The organism is Bilophila sp. 4_1_30, assembly GCF_000224655.1.
Taxonomy (GTDB): Bacteria; Desulfobacterota; Desulfovibrionia; order Desulfovibrionales; family Desulfovibrionaceae; genus Bilophila; species Bilophila wadsworthia.
This window is the reverse complement of the sequence record NZ_JH114231.1, coordinates 1,344,940-1,360,746: the sequence shown is the minus strand read 5'-3', so window position 1 is coordinate 1,360,746 and position 15,807 is coordinate 1,344,940. Positions and strand designations below refer to the sequence as shown.

Annotated in this window: 14 protein-coding genes; 4 read left to right on the top strand and 10 right to left on the bottom strand. The window is 60.8% G+C overall.

Annotated elements, in window-relative coordinates; translation table 11 throughout:
• Nucleotides 1–144 precede the first annotated feature (144 nt).
• From HMPREF0178_RS06085 to rpmE, 7 genes are all read right to left on the bottom strand, one after another.
• Nucleotides 145–846 (bottom strand): DUF554 domain-containing protein, encoded by a 702-nt coding sequence (locus tag HMPREF0178_RS06085; RefSeq protein WP_009379891.1) that lies wholly within the window; start codon nucleotides 844–846, stop codon nucleotides 145–147.
• On the bottom strand, nucleotides 843–1,334 hold the full coding sequence (gene hysD, locus HMPREF0178_RS06080; protein ID WP_009379890.1) for a NiFeSe hydrogenase maturation protease: 492 nt from the start codon (nucleotides 1,332–1,334) through the stop codon (nucleotides 843–845). The genes HMPREF0178_RS06085 and hysD overlap by 4 nt, the downstream gene beginning before the upstream one ends.
• A gap of 481 nt (nucleotides 1,335–1,815) precedes the next feature.
• Nucleotides 1,816–3,741: a molecular chaperone HtpG gene (htpG, locus tag HMPREF0178_RS06075; RefSeq protein WP_009379889.1), complete on the bottom strand. Its 1,926-nt coding sequence runs from the start codon at nucleotides 3,739–3,741 to the stop codon at nucleotides 1,816–1,818.
• Between the two features lie 272 nt (nucleotides 3,742–4,013).
• Nucleotides 4,014–4,817, bottom strand: a complete 804-nt coding sequence (locus HMPREF0178_RS06070) for an MBL fold metallo-hydrolase (protein ID WP_039958781.1) — start codon at nucleotides 4,815–4,817, stop codon at nucleotides 4,014–4,016.
• 305 nt (nucleotides 4,818–5,122) lie between these two features.
• Nucleotides 5,123–6,193, bottom strand: a complete 1,071-nt coding sequence (gene prfA, locus HMPREF0178_RS06065) for a peptide chain release factor 1 (RefSeq protein ID WP_005028761.1) — start codon at nucleotides 6,191–6,193, stop codon at nucleotides 5,123–5,125.
• Nucleotides 6,193–7,242 carry a DUF1385 domain-containing protein gene (locus tag HMPREF0178_RS06060; RefSeq protein WP_009379887.1) on the bottom strand — a complete coding sequence of 350 codons (1,050 nt, stop codon included), beginning with the start codon at nucleotides 7,240–7,242 and terminating at the stop codon, nucleotides 6,193–6,195. Before HMPREF0178_RS06060 ends, prfA begins: the two co-directional genes overlap by 1 nt.
• A gap of 165 nt (nucleotides 7,243–7,407) precedes the next feature.
• Entirely contained in the window at nucleotides 7,408–7,617 is a 210-nt protein-coding gene (gene rpmE / locus HMPREF0178_RS06055) for a 50S ribosomal protein L31 (protein WP_005028763.1), read from the bottom strand.
• A gap of 366 nt (nucleotides 7,618–7,983) precedes the next feature.
• On the opposite strand from rpmE, the gene HMPREF0178_RS06050 reads away from it, so the two are divergent.
• Nucleotides 7,984–8,259: an HU family DNA-binding protein gene (locus tag HMPREF0178_RS06050; RefSeq protein WP_005028764.1), complete on the top strand. Its 276-nt coding sequence runs from the start codon at nucleotides 7,984–7,986 to the stop codon at nucleotides 8,257–8,259.
• Nucleotides 8,260–8,538: 279 nt separating this feature from the next.
• A complete protein-coding gene (locus HMPREF0178_RS06045; RefSeq protein WP_009379886.1) occupies nucleotides 8,539–9,261 on the top strand; it encodes a DUF554 domain-containing protein in 723 nt (240 codons plus the stop codon).
• 93 nt (nucleotides 9,262–9,354) lie between these two features.
• Here HMPREF0178_RS06045 and HMPREF0178_RS06040 read toward each other — a convergent pair whose 3' ends face one another.
• From HMPREF0178_RS06040 to mutY, 3 genes are all read right to left on the bottom strand, one after another.
• On the bottom strand, nucleotides 9,355–10,131 hold the full coding sequence (locus HMPREF0178_RS06040) for a methyltransferase domain-containing protein (RefSeq protein ID WP_009379885.1): 777 nt from the start codon (nucleotides 10,129–10,131) through the stop codon (nucleotides 9,355–9,357).
• A 191-nt stretch (nucleotides 10,132–10,322) separates the two neighbouring features.
• Nucleotides 10,323–11,471 carry an NADP-dependent isocitrate dehydrogenase gene (gene icd / locus HMPREF0178_RS06035; protein ID WP_009379884.1) on the bottom strand — a complete coding sequence of 383 codons (1,149 nt, stop codon included), beginning with the start codon at nucleotides 11,469–11,471 and terminating at the stop codon, nucleotides 10,323–10,325.
• 74 nt (nucleotides 11,472–11,545) lie between these two features.
• Entirely contained in the window at nucleotides 11,546–12,658 is a 1,113-nt protein-coding gene (mutY, locus tag HMPREF0178_RS06030) for an A/G-specific adenine glycosylase (protein ID WP_009379883.1), read from the bottom strand.
• 290 nt (nucleotides 12,659–12,948) lie between these two features.
• Between mutY and HMPREF0178_RS06025 the strand changes: the two genes are divergently transcribed.
• A complete protein-coding gene (locus HMPREF0178_RS06025) occupies nucleotides 12,949–13,455 on the top strand; it encodes a peptidylprolyl isomerase (protein ID WP_009379882.1) in 507 nt (168 codons plus the stop codon).
• 331 nt (nucleotides 13,456–13,786) lie between these two features.
• Nucleotides 13,787–15,760, top strand: a complete 1,974-nt coding sequence (locus HMPREF0178_RS06015; protein WP_009379880.1) for a peptidase U32 family protein — start codon at nucleotides 13,787–13,789, stop codon at nucleotides 15,758–15,760.
• The last annotated feature ends 47 nt before the right edge of the window (nucleotides 15,761–15,807 follow it).

The following is a 15,807-nucleotide window of genomic DNA, read 5'->3' as shown; positions in this document are numbered from 1 at the left end:
GTGTCTTGCGGGTGAATCGCCACTTCCGCCGAGTCTGCCGGAGGCGTGGCCGTTTAACTGTCTTATCCCATATGGTTGTTGTCTTTCAGCGTCGTTTTCGCATGTGAGGCGAAGTCTTCCCGGCGCTCTTCCATGCCCAGCCGGTCAGATTGTTCCGGCAAAGGAGGCCGTCAGTGTGCACAGGCCCACGACGGCAAGCAGCGACGGGAGCATGTTCGACAGAGAAATGCGGGTGATTTCGAGCATGTTGAGGCCGATGCCGATGATAAGCGTGCCGCCGACGGCAGTGAGCTCCGTCATGGTTGCGGGATCAAGCCAGCTTTGGAGGCTGCCCGCGAGCAGTGTGAGCGCTCCCTGATAGATAAGCACGGGTATGGCCGAGAACAAGACCCCGAGCCCGTAGGCCGAGGCCATCGCCAGCGCCGCGAAGCTGTCGATGATGGTCTTGGAAAGGACCACGGCCCGATCGCCCCTGAGCCCCTCGTCGAATGAGCCGATGATGGCCATCGCGCCGATGCAGAACAGGACCGAAGCGTTGACCATGCCTTCGGTAAACAGCGGGTTGGACGACTTGAGCCGCCCTTTCAGCCAGTCCCCCACGCGGATGAGCCGGGCTTCGAGCCCAATTATTTCGCCGGCGACCGAGCCGATGACGATACTGAAAATGACGATGAGGGGATTTTGCGTAAGCAGGGCCATCTTGAACCCGATGACCAGCACGCAGAGGCCGAGCCCCTGAAAGACGATGGCACGGACACGTTCCGGCAGGCGGGCTCCGAAGGCAAGCCCCACAAGGCTGCCGATGGTAATGCCCAAAGCGTTGATGATGGCCCCGAGAGGGATCATGCCCGTGTCTCCCCGTTGCCGTACCGTTTCAGCCATTCCCCGATTTCCTTCCTCGCCAGCGCGAGGAATTCGGGGAACACGGCCTGCACATCATCCGAGAGGCCGATATTCCACGTTACATAATCTTTGGGCTCCACGCCGAGCACGAGGAGTTCGGATTTGGTGCCGAACAGCTTTTCGGCCATGCGCAGAGAGTCGATCAGGTCGATGTCGTGGATGGAGAGGCGCTGCTTGTCGTCCTTGATCAGCGCGTCCTCGGTGAGCCGGTAGAGGGTCCCCGGCTTGCCGCCGCAGTGCACCACGTCGAGCACCAGCAGATGGGAATAGCCCTTGAAGCTGTAGAAGATGTCCTGCGTGAACGTCCCCCCCTCGCGTATGGTAACCTGCTCCGGCCAGGCTTCCTTCATCAGTTCCTGTGAGGCGAACACGCCCACCCCGTCATCCGTGAGCAGCATGTTTCCTATTCCGAGCACCAGCAGTTTGTTCATGAGAGGGATCCTTGATCGGGGAAGGAAGGGCGAGGACTTGGGGAAGGGAGGGAGAACCTTTCTGAAGAACCCCCATAAAGGGAGCAAGCGGCTTCTCCCTCCCTTCCCCAAACCCCATCCCTCCCTCTCCCAAGACGTTCGTGTTTATTGAATCCCTGTTCCGGAAGTGTACGGCTCATCGGGATCGGGGCATTGCCGGGAGTGAAGGTGCGGTTCGGAGGGAAGCGCATCCCCTCCATTTTCTCAGTAAAGGGGAAATTCTTCAAGCCTTTTTAGGAAAGAATCCCAACAAACAACAAGCCCCGTCCCTTGGGGACGAGGCTCATTGGGGGACAGTTTCAGTGCGGCCCTTTGTGGCGGGCAGCGCCGGAACCTGCCGCCGCATAAAAAGTCTTGGGAGAGGGGGAGGGGCTTGGGGGAAGGGAGGAGGAAGCCTTTCTCCAGAAAGGTTACTCCCCTCTCCCAAAAGAGAATCCACCGCCTACAGCTTCTTCACATCGGCATACCACGCGCTGGCCTGCTCAAGGAGTTTGGTGGCGCGGCTGGCGAGGGCGTGCGGATCCTTGATGTAGCCGTCGAGCAGCAGGGTGGAGTCGAAAAGGCTCTGGATCATTTCGGCAAGCTGCGGATCGTCTGGATCGGCCTTTGAAAGCTTCAGCATCGTGCGGAGCAGCGGATGATCGCGGTTGATTTCGAAAATCTTCTGCGGGATGGAGTCGTCCTTCTGCATGACGCGCATCAGGCGTTCCATCGAAGAGGTCACACCGTCGTCCGGGGAAACGAGGCAGGCCGGACTGTCCGCGAGCCGGTGGGACACGCGGGCGTCCTTGATCTGGTCGCCGAGCACCTTGCGGATGGTTTCAAGGAGCTTGTCGAACTCGTTCATGTCCTCGTTGGACAGCGGCGCGGCCTTGGGCTGTTCGTCGGTGTCCGCGAAGGCGTCGAGCACGGCGCTGTCGGCGTGTTCCACGGCCTTGAATGTGTAGTCCTTGTATTTCGCCAGCGTCTCCAGCGCGAACTCGTCGACGGGCTCATAGAGGTAGAGCACTTCGAGGCCCTTGCGGCGGAACACTTCGCTGTGCGGGTTGACCTTGGCGGCTTCGCGGCTCGGCGCGGCGACGTACCAGATTTCCTTCTGGCTTTCGCGGGCGCGGGAAATGTAGTCGTCCAGCGAGGTCAGGCCGTCGGCGTCTTCCATCGCGGAGGAGTTGAAGCGCAACAGCGGGGTGATGCGGTCACGGTTGACGAAATCGCTGTAGCCGAGCTTGAAGACCTTGCCGTGCAGCTTCCAGAAGCTGTTGTACTTTTCCGCGTCGTCCTTCGCCATCTTTTCGAGGTGGGACAGGATCTGCTTGCTGATGGTCTGCGAGATCTTGCGCAGGACGATGTTTTCCTGGAGCGTTTCGCGGGAAATGTTCAGGGGCAGGTCCTCGGTGTCCACCACGCCCTTGAGGAAGGCGAGATAGTCGGGGATGAGCTCCTTGTTTTCACGCTGGATGAGCACGCGGCGGGCATAGAGATCCAGCCCCCAGTGCTCGCGGTACGCGCCGAAGTAGTCCTTGGTGATGTCGGGAATGAACAGCAGGGCGTTGAACTGCACCGGAGCGTCCACGGACAGGTGCAGCACGTCGAGCGGATCTTTTTGGTCGTAGGTCAGGAACTTGTAAAATTCGTCGTACTGTTCCTTCTTGATGGAGAACTTGGGCTCGCGCCACAGGGCGGGCGTCGTGTTCACGCGTTCGCCGTCCACGAGGATGGGGAAGGGGATGAAACTCGAATGCGTGCGGATAATCCCTTCGATACGGTATTTTTCCAGAAACTCTTTGTCGCTTTCCTTGATGAAGGCCCGGATGGTGGTCCCGCGCTTGATGTCGGCCTGATCCGGGGCTTCCTCCACGGTAAACGTGCCGGTCCCGTCGGAAATCCAGCGGTAGGCGGGGCCGTCGCCGGTGGCGGAGAGCGAGGTCACTTCAACCTTGTCCGCGACCATGAACACGGAATAGAAGCCGATGCCGAAGCGTCCGATGATGTTGGAAGCGTCGCTGGTCGTGCCGTCTTCGGCGGTCTGGGTGTGTTCCTTGAGGAAGGCTTCCGAACCGGAGTGGGCGATGGTCCCGAGGTTTTCGATCATCTCGTCGCGGGTCATGCCGATGCCTGTATCGGTGATGGTCAGGCAATTCTGCACTTTGTCCGAAGAGATCCGGATTTCGAGCGGCAACTCGGCATCCCGGATGGCCTCGTGCTGCGTCTGGCTCTGGAGGAAGCGCAGCTTGTCCAGCGCGTCCGAGGCGTTGGAAATGAGCTCACGCAAAAAAATCTCCCGGTTGGAATACAGGGAGTGGGTGAGGATATTCAGAACCTTACGGGTTTCGGCACGGAATTCATGATTGGTGGTCTGTTCAGACATGGGAATCCTCCTGCAAAATCTTGGCCGGGATGCGCCCGGCGATCCAACCCCAAAAATAAGTTTGCCTGTTGAATCGTCAAGAGGAGGGCAGCTCATGATAAGGCTTGAAAGAGTGGAGAGAATTGGGGAGGGAAAACTTTTCTGAAGAAAAGTTTTCCCTCCCCAAACCCCACCTCTCCCTTTCCAAAGACTTTTGACTTTATCGAATCCCTGTTCGCAGGTTTTTGGGGATAGATTGCTGTTGGAGAGCACCATTGCAAAGTTGAAGCGCGTTAGAGGGCGATGGATTCCAGATCGTCCGGGACAAACAGGTTGCCGGAAAAATACTGGCGGCCTTCGGCCGTGTACAGCGTTTTGCGCTCGGGAAGGCGGGTGTCTTCGGTATGCCAGAGCACGAGGTTCTCCACGCCGAGCTCCGTTGCCGTTTCGCAGGCTTCACGGACCGTGCTGTGGTGCTTCTCGTAGGGCTTGAAGCGGTCGCGGTCCGCATAGAGGCAGAAAGCTTCGCTGAGGAGCCAGCCGCTGCCCGCAGCGTATTTCCGGCCTCGGGGCGTACAGGGTTCGTCGCCGAGGCAGGAGAGCTTTTTGCCGCTGTGAAGGCCCAACGTGAAGCCAAACTGCTTTGCCTTGGTGGAACCGATGTCGAAGAAGGTTGCCCGGTAGCTTCCGAACGGGCGTTCCTCGCCGTCCTCCACGGGGACGATATGGATGCGGTCGCCAATGTACTGCGTCATACTGGCGGGTAAGGTCATGTCCGCGACGGAGTGGACGACTCCGGCGAGTTCATCATGACAATACAGGGTGAACGTCCCCTCGTAGCTTCCTCCCCGGATGTTCTGGGCAACGGAGCGGATCATCCAGATCATCCCGAAAAGATGATCGGTATGGCAATGGGTCAGGAACGCGTGATGGATGTCGGCGGGCCGGATGCCCGCCCGCTCAAGCTGGGTGAAGATGGCGTTGCCGCCGCCGGCATCCACAAGCAAGGGCTCCTTGCCGTCATGAAGGATGAAACACGTGTTGTAACAGCGTGTGGCCCCGGCATTGCCGGTTCCGAGAACAAGAAGCTTTTCCATAAACATCCACCCAAAGTCCTATGATTGGCACAAAACGATACAAAAAAAGCCGGATCGGTTCCGGCAGGACTTATCCCCGTCAAGCGAGGCGGCAATGCAAATACAAAAGCGAATCAGCCGCAAGCCCTCCGGCCTTCCCCTCATCCCTTTTCATCCATACGACAGGAACTCCCACCGCGCGGCCTCCCCACCAGTTAAAAGTCTTGGGAGAGAGAGGAGGGGGCTTGGGGGGAGGGGAGAGGGAACCTTTCTCCAGAAAGGTTCCCTCTCCCCTCCCCCAAATATTCATTCAACCCGATCCCCGATCAGCTCGACGCCTGCGCCTTGAGGGCTTCGGTCTGGGCGTGGGTCACGAGTGCGTCCACAAGCTCCTGAATTTCGCCTTCCAGCACCTTGCCGAGGCTGTACAGGGTCAGGTTGATGCGGTGGTCCGTGACGCGGCCCTGCGGGAAGTTGTAGGTCCGGATGCGCTCGGAGCGGTCGCCTGTGCCCACCTGCGCGCGACGCTGGTCGGCAAGGGCGGCGTTCTGCTCGTCCTGCTTCATCTGGAGGAGGCGGGAGCAAAGAATCTTGAGGCCCTTGGCCTTGTTCTTGTGCTGCGACTTTTCGTCCTGACAGCAGACCACGAGGCCGGTGGGGATGTGGGTCACGCGCACGGCGGAGTCGGTCGTGTTCACGCTCTGCCCGCCGGGGCCGGAGGAGCGGTACACGTCGAAACGCAGATCTTCGGGCTTGAGGTCAAGGTCCACTTCCTCGGCTTCGGGCATGATGGCGACCGTGGCGGCGGAGGTGTGGATGCGGCCCTGCGATTCGGTGGCGGGCACGCGCTGCACGCGGTGGGTCCCGGACTCGAATTTCAGGCGGCTGTAGACCTTGTCGCCGGAAATGAGCGCGATGACTTCCTTGTAGCCGCCGTTGTCGGACTCGCTTTGGCTCATGATTTCGACTTTCCAGCCCATCTTTTCGGCGTAGCGGCAGTACATACGGAAAAGATCGCCGCCGAAGAGGGCCGCTTCTTCGCCGCCCGTACCGGCGCGGATTTCCAGAATGATGTTCTTTTCGTCCAGCGGGTCGGTGGGCAGGAGCAGCACCTTGAGATCATGCTCAAGCTCGGGGAGCTTCTCCTCGATGGACTTGATTTCTTCGTGGGCCATTTCGCGGATATCGGGATCGGCGTCGTTGAGCAGTTCCTGATTGTCGGCGAGGTTCTGCTTCAATTCGCGGTACTGGCGGAAAATGTCCACCACGGGCTTGAGATCCGAGTGGGCTTTGGTCAGCTTGCGGTATCGATCCTGATCGTTGAAAACGGTGGGATCGGCGAGTTCCTGTTCGAGATCCAGGAATTTGCGTTCGAGGCTTTCGAGTTTGGCAAACATCAATGACTCCGGTTGCAGGTAGGGGGCGTCTCAAGGCGCGGCGGGTGCTGGCCGACGGCGGAAGCGAGGGCCGCGACCGCGACTTCGACCTGATCCAGTTCCGGTTCCCTTGTGGTCAGAAGCTGTAAAAACATGCCCGGCGCGCGGAGGATGCGCCCCCAGAACCCGTCGCCCAGACGCGCGGCGTAGCGGATAAGCTCATAGGACAGGGCACTGATGGGAACCATAAGCAGCAGCTTGAAGACGATAGTAAAAAGATGCTTGGCCACGGCGCTGTCCGGCGTCCAGACAAGGAGCAGCAGCGGGACGAGGACCGTATGCAGCAGGATGGCGATGGACATGACGAACAGCAGGAAGGTCGTGCCGCAACGCGGGTGCAGGCGGCTGAACCGGATGGCCGACTCGGGCGTCACCGTATCCCCGGATTCGTAGGCATGGATCGTCTTGTGTTCGGCGCCGTGATAGCAGAACACCCGCCGGATGTCCGGGAGGAAGGCGATGCCCACGATATAGCCGATAAAAATCAGAAATTTGAACAACCCGTCCCAGATGTGGAACGAAAAACCTTCGACGTCGCCACCGAGCCCGATCCAGTTCATGATGATCGAGAGCAGGTGAGGCACGACGACGAACAGGCCCACGGCGAACAGAAGCGACACGATGAGGGTAAGGACAAGCTGCCAGTCCTTGAGTTCCTCTCCGGTCCCTTCCGTGCTGCGCTCGGCGGAAAGGTTCAGTGCCTTGATGCCGTTGACGAGGGTTTCTATCAGCGTGGGGAAACCGCGCAGGAACGGTTTTTTGAGCAGCTCGCTGCGGGTGAGGCTGAACCACGGGCGGTTTTCGACGCTGATGTTGCCGTTGGCCGTGCGGACGGCCAGCGCGTAGACGTCGCCGTTGCGCATCATGACGCCTTCCATCACGGCCTGCCCGCCGACGAGCGGCGCGGGGGCGAGGAACGGCAAAAGGCGCCCAAGGATCATTGGGAATCGTTTCCCTGAACGGGCGGAAGAAACGGACGTGGCGGCCGGACGACCGGTGCGCGTGGACATGGAAAGACCTCGGAATGTCACTCCCTGAACGTGTGTCCCCGGCGCGGTTCCCGACTGGTTGACTTGCGGACTTCGGGGAAGGACGAAAAAAAGGGATGGAACTCGAAGGCCTCCCGGAGGGCGGGCCACCCGGGAGGCGTAAAGGCTGCGCAGGAGGCCGGCGCGTTACTTGTTGAGATTGGCGTACTTCTTGCGGAAGCGGTCAATGCGGCCAGCCGTATCGAGGAAACGCTGCTTGCCGGTGAAGAAAGGATGGCAAGCGGAGCAGATTTCCACATGGACGGTTTCTCCTTTAGTGGAGAGGAGTTCTACCTGATTGCCGCAGGCGCAGGTGATCTTGGCCTTGTACACTTTGGGATGAATTTTTTCTTTCATGGTCAGGCTCCTATAAAGTCGGGACTCAGCTATATATACCCTGAAGTGCCGTTTGGCAAGGGATTCTTCCCCGAGGAGGCTTTTGCCTCCGTCTCGGGCATTCCGACAAAGATTTTTTTCCATCCGGGCCATTTTTTTCCTTTTTGTCGTGTCATTTATGTATAATGTTTGAAGTTATCATTTTATTGTCTGATTTCGAAGTGTTATCGTTCCACAAAACGGTGGTGTTCTAACTCGGGGGGTGGTAAAAACGCTTTTTGCAATACAAATAAGGGAGGATAGCGCAAAATATCCCGGTGACAACTGCAAAAACAAAGGGTAAAGACCACCGCTGGCACATCTCACTATTCAGGTAAGGAGTCTTTTATGACCAAAGCAGATCTTGTTGACAAAATCCACGCCAAGGCTGGCCTCGGCACCAAGGCCGCAACCGAACAGTTCCTCGACGCGGCCATCAGTGTGCTGTCCGAAACCATCGCCAACGGCGAACAGGTTTCCTTCACCGGCTTCGGTAGCTTCAAGGTCGTCGAACGCAGCGAACGCAAGGGCCGCAACCCCCGCACCGGCGAGGAATGCCTCATCCCCGCTTCCCGCGTCGTGAAGTTCACTCCCGGCAAGGCGCTGAAAGAAGCCGTGAAATAGTGTGTACGGGCGCAGCCTCTTTTCCGGGGCTGTAGTCCCGGAAACGACATCCGGTACATAAATCCCGCGGCCCCGGCTGCGGGATTTTTGCATTTCTGCCCGCAACGGGCCAGATTGTTATTCCTTTTTCCTTGTGCTATTTCTTTGAGATTGCAGTGCCGAATACACGTCGCGCCGTGCCCATAGTCCCGTTTCCGGGGCTCGGGAGCGGCTTTTTTATGTGGCTTCGGCAGGATTTCCGCTTCGGGCGGCAAGGTTTCAACAAAGGAATGAGGGAACATGATAGGACCGGTTGCGAACAGCGTTTGTATTGTCGCGGGCTCCATTCTCGGGGCGCTCTGCGGGCCTGTGCTCAGTCAGGAGTTCAGGAAAAAGATCATGAATGTCTTCAGCTGCATCACGCTCGGCATCGGCGTGACCATGCTGTCGAAGGGCGACTCGCTGCCTCCTGTCGTGCTTTCCCTGCTGTTCGGAACGGCGCTCGGCGAGCTGACCCGCTTCGAATCCCTGGTGATGAAGGGGGCCTTCAAGGTGGCGGGGCTGTTCAAGCGGAACGGCAAAGCCAAGGACGGCAAGTCCGAAACGCTGTCCGAGACGGTGTTCCGCGATCAGTTCGCCGTGGCGACGGTCCTTTTTTGCGTGAGCGGCCTCGGGATCATCGGTTCCATGCGCGAAGGCCTGACCGGCGAGTGTTCCCTCCTGCTCATCAAGGGCGTGCTCGATCTGTTCACGGCCATGCTCATTTCGGCGAGCATCGGCAGTGTGGTGGGCGTGCTGGCCGTTCCGCAGTGCGCCATTCAGTTTGCCTTGCTGTTCGGGGCCACGATGCTCATGCCGTACACCACGCCGACCATGTTTGCGGATTTCTCCGCTTGCGGCGGCATCATCATGCTCGGCGCGGGGCTGCGCCAGATGGGGCTCGTGCAGGTCCCTATCCTCAGTATGTTGCCCGGTCTGTTTTTCGTCATGCCGCTGTCCGCATTATGGAAGCAGATTATGTAGATGAGAGAATCGGACGAGGGGGCTTCACCGGAAGCCCCCTCGTCGCGTATGGGAAAAGCCGTTTTTGAGGGGGAAGGAAGAGGGGGAGGCTCATCAGGCTTTGGGCGTGGCGGTGAAGAAGAAGCGGGGGAAGCGGAAGATGATTTCCCCGTTGCCCTGCTTCGGATAGCGTGCGGCGACCTCCTCCAGCACGGCCTGTTCGAAGGCTGCGGCGCGTTCGCCGGAAAGGAGGCTCAGGTAGGGGCGCAGGCCCGTGCCTTTATACCAATCCATGATGGCCTCGTGGGACGGCATACGGTGGAGATAGGTGATCTGCCACATCTGGAACTGTCCGGCTTCGGCGGCGAGGATGTCGAAATAGGCCTCTTGGGAAAGCGTATGGAAGATCCGCGCGGAGGCGAGTTCGGCGCGCCACTCGTCCGAGGCGGCAAGTTCCCCGATGATCCGGTGGATGGGCTCCTGATAGTTCATGGGAACCTGCACGGCGAGCATTCCGCCGGGGCGGAGCAGGGCGAGCATGTCCCGGATGAGCCGGGGATGGTCGGGGACCCACTGGATGCAGGCGTTGGAAAACACCACGTCGAACCCGTCCTCCCCAAGTGAGGGCAAATTCAGGGCATCGCAGATCCGGAACTCCATGTCCGGGTGATCGTCCTTCGCGGCTTCGATCATCTCCGGTGAACTGTCGATGCCGATGATGCGCAGGGCATTGGGGAAGGCGTCCGCCAGAACCTGTGTGCTGTTGCCGGGGCCGCATCCCACATCGAGCAGCTTGCGCGGCTGTTCAAGGTCGATGCGTTTGACCAGATCGATGGACGGCTGCGTCCTTTCGGCCTTGAAGCGGAGATAGGCGGCGGAATCCCATTGCATGGCGTGTCTCTTGCGGGCTGAAGGTGGGCGGAGTTTCCCCTAAAAGCCCTTTTGCGGTAATGCCGTTCCCGCCGCCCTGTCAAGCGGACGGAAAAGGGAGGAAACGTGTTCCTTTCCTCCCCTTCTTTATGTGGCTTTTGATGGAAAAACGGCCTGCGCCGTTTCCCTCGGTCGCCATTCTGTCACGCGGGCTACAGCAGCTTGGTGATGATCTCTCCAAACTCGGTGCAGCCGACCGTGCGGGCGTCGGTCATCTGCGCGGCGAGGTCTTCGGTGACGGCGCGGCGGGCGATGGCGGTGTTCACGGCCTTGTAGATGCGGGTGGCGGCTTCCTTCCAGCCTATGTGCTCCAGCATGAGCGCGCCGCTGAGGATGAGGCTGCCGGGGTTGGCCCGGTCCTTCCCGGCGAGGCTCGGCGCGGTGCCGTGGGTCGCTTCGAAGAAGGTCAGCTTTTCCGACATGTTCACGCCGGGGGCAAGGCCAAGGCCGCCGACCTGCGCGGCGAGGGCGTCCGAAATGTAGTCGCCGTTCAGGTTGGGCGTGGCGAGCACGCTGTACTGCTCGGGGCGGATGAGGGCCTCTTGGAACATCGCGTCGGCGATGCGGTCCTTGATGACCAGCTTGCCCGGCGCGGAAGCGGCTTCGGCTTCGACCACGGTCTGGGCGGCGAATTCTTCCTTCGCCACATCGTAGCCGTGCTGGCGGAATGCGCCCTCGGTGAACTTCATGATGTTGCCCTTGTGCACAAGGGTCACGCTCGGAAGGTTCTGGGCGAGGGCGTGGCGGATGGCGGCGCGGACAAGGCGCTTGGAGCCTTTTTCGGTCATGGGCTTGATGCCTACGGCGGCGGAGGCGTCCACATTGGCTCCCAGTTCGTCGCGCAGGAAGGCGATGAGCTTGGCGGCTTCGGGCGTCCCGGCCTTGTATTCGATGCCCGCGTAGACGTCTTCGGTGTTTTCGCGGAAGACGATCATGTCCACGCGCTCGGGATGCTTGACCGGGGACTCGATGCCTTCAAAGTAGCGGATGGGCCGGATGCAGGCGTAGAGGTCGAGGGTCTGGCGCAGGGTGACGTTGAGGCTGCGGAAACCCGTGCCCACCGGCGTGCCGAGGGGGCCCTTGATGGCGAGCTCGGCACCGCGCAGGGCGGCGAGGGTTTCGTCGGGCAGGAGCGTCCCGGTTTCCTTGAGCGCCTTTTCGCCCGCGAGCAGTTCCTTCCAGTCGAAACCGCGCTCGTCGCCGTAGCTCAGACGGATGGCTTCATCAATGACGGGGCGCGCGCTTTTCCACACGTCCGGGCCGATGCCGTCGCCTTCAATCCAGTAAACAGTCTTGCGCATGGGGAGAGACTCCAGAAATGTTACGTGGCTCGCGCCACGGTTGACGTCCGCGTGCCTCGCGGCGTGGGCAGAAACTACTCGCCTGAGGCCGGGTTGTCAAAAAGACTACAGTTGTCGGCAAGTTTGCGGTGCGGCGCGGGCAGGGGGAAGGCCTCGATGTCCTGCGGCGCGATCCACTGGCAGGCTGTGGCCTCGGCCAGCTCCTCGGGCACGGGGCATCCTTTGGGCTCGCCCTCCAGCCTGAGCTGGTAACAGCGCAGGGTGATCCGGTAGGTCGTGTAGTTGTGGCGGATGACGTCCAGCGGGCGCACGATGGCGACCTTGAAGCCGACTTCCTCCATCCATTCGCGCACGACGGCCTGTTCCGGCGTTTCGCCGGGCTCCACGCAACCGCCGGGGAATTCCCACAGCCCGCCCCAGACGTCCTTTTCGTTGCGGCGCTGGATGAAGACTTTCCCTTCATGCAGGAGCACCCCGCACACTACCTCGATCTGCGTGACGGCGGCTTTCTTGCCGGGAACCGGGCGTTCGTTCTGGATGCCGAGGTGGCGGCTTTCGCACAGCCCGGCCAGCGGGCAGTGTTCGCACTCGGGCTTTTTGCGGCATACGAGCGCGCCCAGTTCCATGAGCCCCTGATTGAAGTTCCGGGCCTCGCCTCTCGGGATGAGGGCCTGCGCCAGCTCGCGGATGCGGCTCTTGGCGGGCTCTTCCTTTACGGGCGTGTCGATGTCGAAAACGCGGGACAGGACGCGCTCCACATTGCCGTCCACGCAGGGGACTTCCTCATTGTAGGCCGTGCTGGCGATGGCCCCGGCGGTGTACGGGCCCACGCCGGGCAGGGCGAGGATGTCGGCGTAGCGGGTGGGGAAGTTCCCGCCGTGGCGTTCCATGATTACGCGGGCGGCGGCCTGGATGTTGCGCGCGCGGCGGTAGTAGCCGAGCCCCTCCCATGCCTTGAGCAGGTCTTCCTCGGGCGCGGCGGCGACGGCGGCCACGTCGGGGAACCGCTCCATCCAGCGCAGGAAGTATTGGACGCCCCGATCCATCTGCGTCTGCTGCATCATGACTTCAGCGATCCACGTCCGATAAGGCGTGTAGTCGGCTCGCCACGGCAGCGGGCGGCGGTTCTCGGCAAACCAGCGGAGCAGGCCTTTTCGGAAAAGCGTAAAGCGTTGCGTATCGTTCATGGCAAAGGGGGTTGTGTGTTGGAAAAGGGGCCGTTGCAGCGGGGACATCCCACCCGCTTCCCTCCGGCCCTCCCGCAGGGAATTTTGGGCCGTTTAAAAGAAACCCGGCTGGCGGCATTTTTCTTTGTTGCCCGATGGCGCGGTGTGAAGAGGGGGAAAACCATCAGCCTTTTGGGAATCGTTCCTTGCAGGGAATAGCCCGAAACGGGGCGGCTGTCACGGGCCCGTTCAACTTGCTTCCGGCATGGTTTTCGGGCATACTCTTACGATTATTTTTCAAGGAGTGTATCATGGCCAATCCTACCGTGCTTCTGGAAACCACTTCCGGCGATATCCTTATCGAACTGTATGCCGACAAGGCTCCCGCCACCGTGGAGAATTTCCTCAAATATGTGAATGAAGGCTTCTACGCCAACACCATTTTCCACCGCGTGATCAAGGGCTTCATGATTCAGGGCGGCGGCATGAACATGAAGATGGAAGAAAAGGCGACCCACGCCCCCATCAAGAACGAAGCCGACAACGGCCTCGCCAACGAGCGCGGCACCATCGCCATGGCCCGTACCCGCGAGCCCCACAGCGCCACGGCCCAGTTCTTCATCAACACCGTGGACAACGGGTTCCTGAACTTCTCCTCGCCTGACGTGAACGGCTACGGCTACTGCGTGTTCGGCAAGGTCATCGAAGGCATGGAAGCCGTCGACAAGATCGAAAAGGAAAAGACCACGAGCCGCGGCATCCATTCCGATGTGCCGGTTTCCGCCGTGCTCATCACCAACGCCAGCGTGTTTGAATAAGCCCTGCGGGTGAGGGAAAGGCCCTTTCCGAAGCGTCCCGAAGGGGCCGGGCCTTTTCCCACCCCTTCCCTCATCTCCAAAGATTTTCAGCTGGTGGGGAGGGAGGCGGCGTTTCCCTTCCTTTTCGCCCGGCGTATGCCGTCCTTTGGGACAGCCGTTCTTTGCGCTTTCAAGGCAGGGCACCAGAGGAAGAAGGGCGCGGACGACATCCAGAGGATGCCCGCCGGAGCCTTCAAATCCTGCATGTCCCGATACGGCGCGGCCTTTCCCGAAGAGGCTTCCCTACCGTTCCCCCAACTTTTCATCTCCCCTCCACTGTTAGGATATATCCATGACTCGCAAGCCTGAGATCCTCGCCCCGGCGGGCGATACGCAATCGTTTCTCGCGGCGATGGCCGCCGGAGCCGACGCCGTATACCTCGGCCTCAAACATTTCTCCGCCCGTATGCAGGCGGATAACTTCGGTTCCGCCGAGCTTTCCCGCATGGTCGAGCTCGCCAACGAGAACGGCAGGCGCATCTACGTCGCCTTCAATACGCTGGTGAAGCCTGACGACGTGCCCGCCGCAGGACGCCTCATCGCCCGCCTTGCCCGCGATGTGAAGCCGCACGGCCTGATCATTCAGGATCCCGGCGTGCTGGCCCTTGCCCGTCAGGCCGGATACGAGGGCGGCCTGTTCCTTTCCACGCTCGCCAACCTGACGCATCCCGCGTCGCTGCTGGCCGCGAAGGAACTCGGCGCGGACCGCGTCATCCTGCCCCGCGAACTGTCCATCGACGAGGTGAAGCAGATTTCCGCCGCCTGTCCCGAAGGGCTGGATCTGGAAATGTTCATCCACGGCGCACTGTGCTGGTGCGTCTCGGGCCGCTGCTACTGGTCGAGCTATATGGGCGGGAAGAGCGGCCTGCGCGGACGCTGCGTGCAGCCCTGCCGCCGCGTGTACAAGCAGCGCAACCATTCCGGGCGGTTCTTCTCCTGCCTCGATCTCTCGCTGGACGTTCTTGCCAAAACCATCACGGACATCCCGCACCTGAGCTGCTGGAAGATTGAGGGCCGCAAGAAGGGGCCGCATTACGTCTATCACGTCGTCACGGCCTACAAGATGCTGCGCGACAACCCGGACGATCCGCAGGCCCGCAAGGATGCGGAAAAAATCCTCGAGATGGCGCTTGGCCGTCCTTCCACCCGCGCCCGCTTCCTGCCGCAGCGCACGTCCGAGCCCACCTCGCCCGATAGCCAGACCAGCTCGGGACGTCTCGTGGGCAAGATACAGACGGACGCGGAGGGCCGCCCGTTCTTCAAGCCGCATATCGAACTGATTTCCTACGATTATCTGCGAGTCGGCTATGAGGACGAGAACTGGCATTCGACCCTGCCCGTGACCCGCCGCACGCCGAAGGCCGGGACTTTTACGCTGCGTCTCCCCCGCCACAAGACGCCGAAGGCCGGGACGCCGGTGTTCCTCATCGACCGCCGCGAGCCCGAACTCGTGCAGCTCATCGCGGAGTGGAAGCGGAAGCTGGATCGGTGCAAGGAGAGCGAGCCCACCGCTGTGGAGTTCACGCCCAAAATGCCCAAGCCCGCGCATCCCCGCCGCCGTCCTGATATGACGCTCCGCGCTTCGCTGCCCTATGGCTCCGAGACGCGCCGCAGCCGCAATTCGGTGATCGGCCTGTGGCTTTCGCCCAAATCGGTGCGCGAGGTGTCCCGCACGGTGGCCCCGAACATGGCGTGGTGGCTGCCCCCGGTCATCTGGCCGGACGAGGAAGAGCTCTGGAAGCGCATCATCAACGAAGCCATACGCAACGGCGCGAAGCATTTTGTCTGCAACGAGCCGTGGCAGGCTGCGTTCTTCAAGGGGCGCGAAGTGGATCTGGTCGCCGGGCCGTTCTGCAACGCCGCCAATGCCTTCACGCTGGCGAGCTTTGCGAAGCTCGGTTTCAGCGCCGCGTTCGTCAGCCCTGAACTGACCAAGGAAGATTTTCTGGCCCTGCCGAAAACCAGCCCGCTGCCGCTCGGCATCGTGCTCGCCGGTTTCTGGCCGATGGGCATCGGGCGGCACGATCCGCTCGGCATCAAGCCGAACGAAGTCTTTCAGAGCCCCAAAGGGGAAGGCTTCTGGACCCGCCGCTATGGGCAGAACACATGGATCTATCCCGCATGGCCTTTGGACATCACGGTGCATCGCCCCGAGCTTGAGGCTGCCGGGTATTCCTTCTTCGCCCGCATGGAGGAGAACCCGCCCAAGTCGATGCCGGCGGCCACCCGTCCCGGCCTCTTCAACTGGGAAGGCGATCTGTTGTAGTAGATATTGGGGAAGGGAGAGGGAACCTTTCTGAAGAAAGGTTCCCT

Coding starts and splice junctions, on each gene's coding strand:
- HMPREF0178_RS06015 (WP_009379880.1), top strand. CDS start 13,787: ATGACTCGCAAGCCTGAGATCCTCGCCCCGGCGGGCGATACGCAATCG.
- HMPREF0178_RS06050 (WP_005028764.1), top strand. CDS start 7,984: ATGACCAAAGCAGATCTTGTTGACAAAATCCACGCCAAGGCTGGCCTC.
- icd (WP_009379884.1), bottom strand. CDS start 11,471: ATGCGCAAGACTGTTTACTGGATTGAAGGCGACGGCATCGGCCCGGAC.
- htpG (WP_009379889.1), bottom strand. CDS start 3,741: ATGTCTGAACAGACCACCAATCATGAATTCCGTGCCGAAACCCGTAAG.
- HMPREF0178_RS06085 (WP_009379891.1), bottom strand. CDS start 846: ATGATCCCTCTCGGGGCCATCATCAACGCTTTGGGCATTACCATCGGC.
- HMPREF0178_RS06070 (WP_039958781.1), bottom strand. CDS start 4,817: ATGGAAAAGCTTCTTGTTCTCGGAACCGGCAATGCCGGGGCCACACGC.
- HMPREF0178_RS06060 (WP_009379887.1), bottom strand. CDS start 7,242: ATGTCCACGCGCACCGGTCGTCCGGCCGCCACGTCCGTTTCTTCCGCC.
- HMPREF0178_RS06045 (WP_009379886.1), top strand. CDS start 8,539: ATGATAGGACCGGTTGCGAACAGCGTTTGTATTGTCGCGGGCTCCATT.
- hysD (WP_009379890.1), bottom strand. CDS start 1,334: ATGAACAAACTGCTGGTGCTCGGAATAGGAAACATGCTGCTCACGGAT.
- HMPREF0178_RS06025 (WP_009379882.1), top strand. CDS start 12,949: ATGGCCAATCCTACCGTGCTTCTGGAAACCACTTCCGGCGATATCCTT.
- mutY (WP_009379883.1), bottom strand. CDS start 12,658: ATGAACGATACGCAACGCTTTACGCTTTTCCGAAAAGGCCTGCTCCGC.
- rpmE (WP_005028763.1), bottom strand. CDS start 7,617: ATGAAAGAAAAAATTCATCCCAAAGTGTACAAGGCCAAGATCACCTGC.
- HMPREF0178_RS06040 (WP_009379885.1), bottom strand. CDS start 10,131: ATGCAATGGGATTCCGCCGCCTATCTCCGCTTCAAGGCCGAAAGGACG.
- prfA (WP_005028761.1), bottom strand. CDS start 6,193: ATGTTTGCCAAACTCGAAAGCCTCGAACGCAAATTCCTGGATCTCGAA.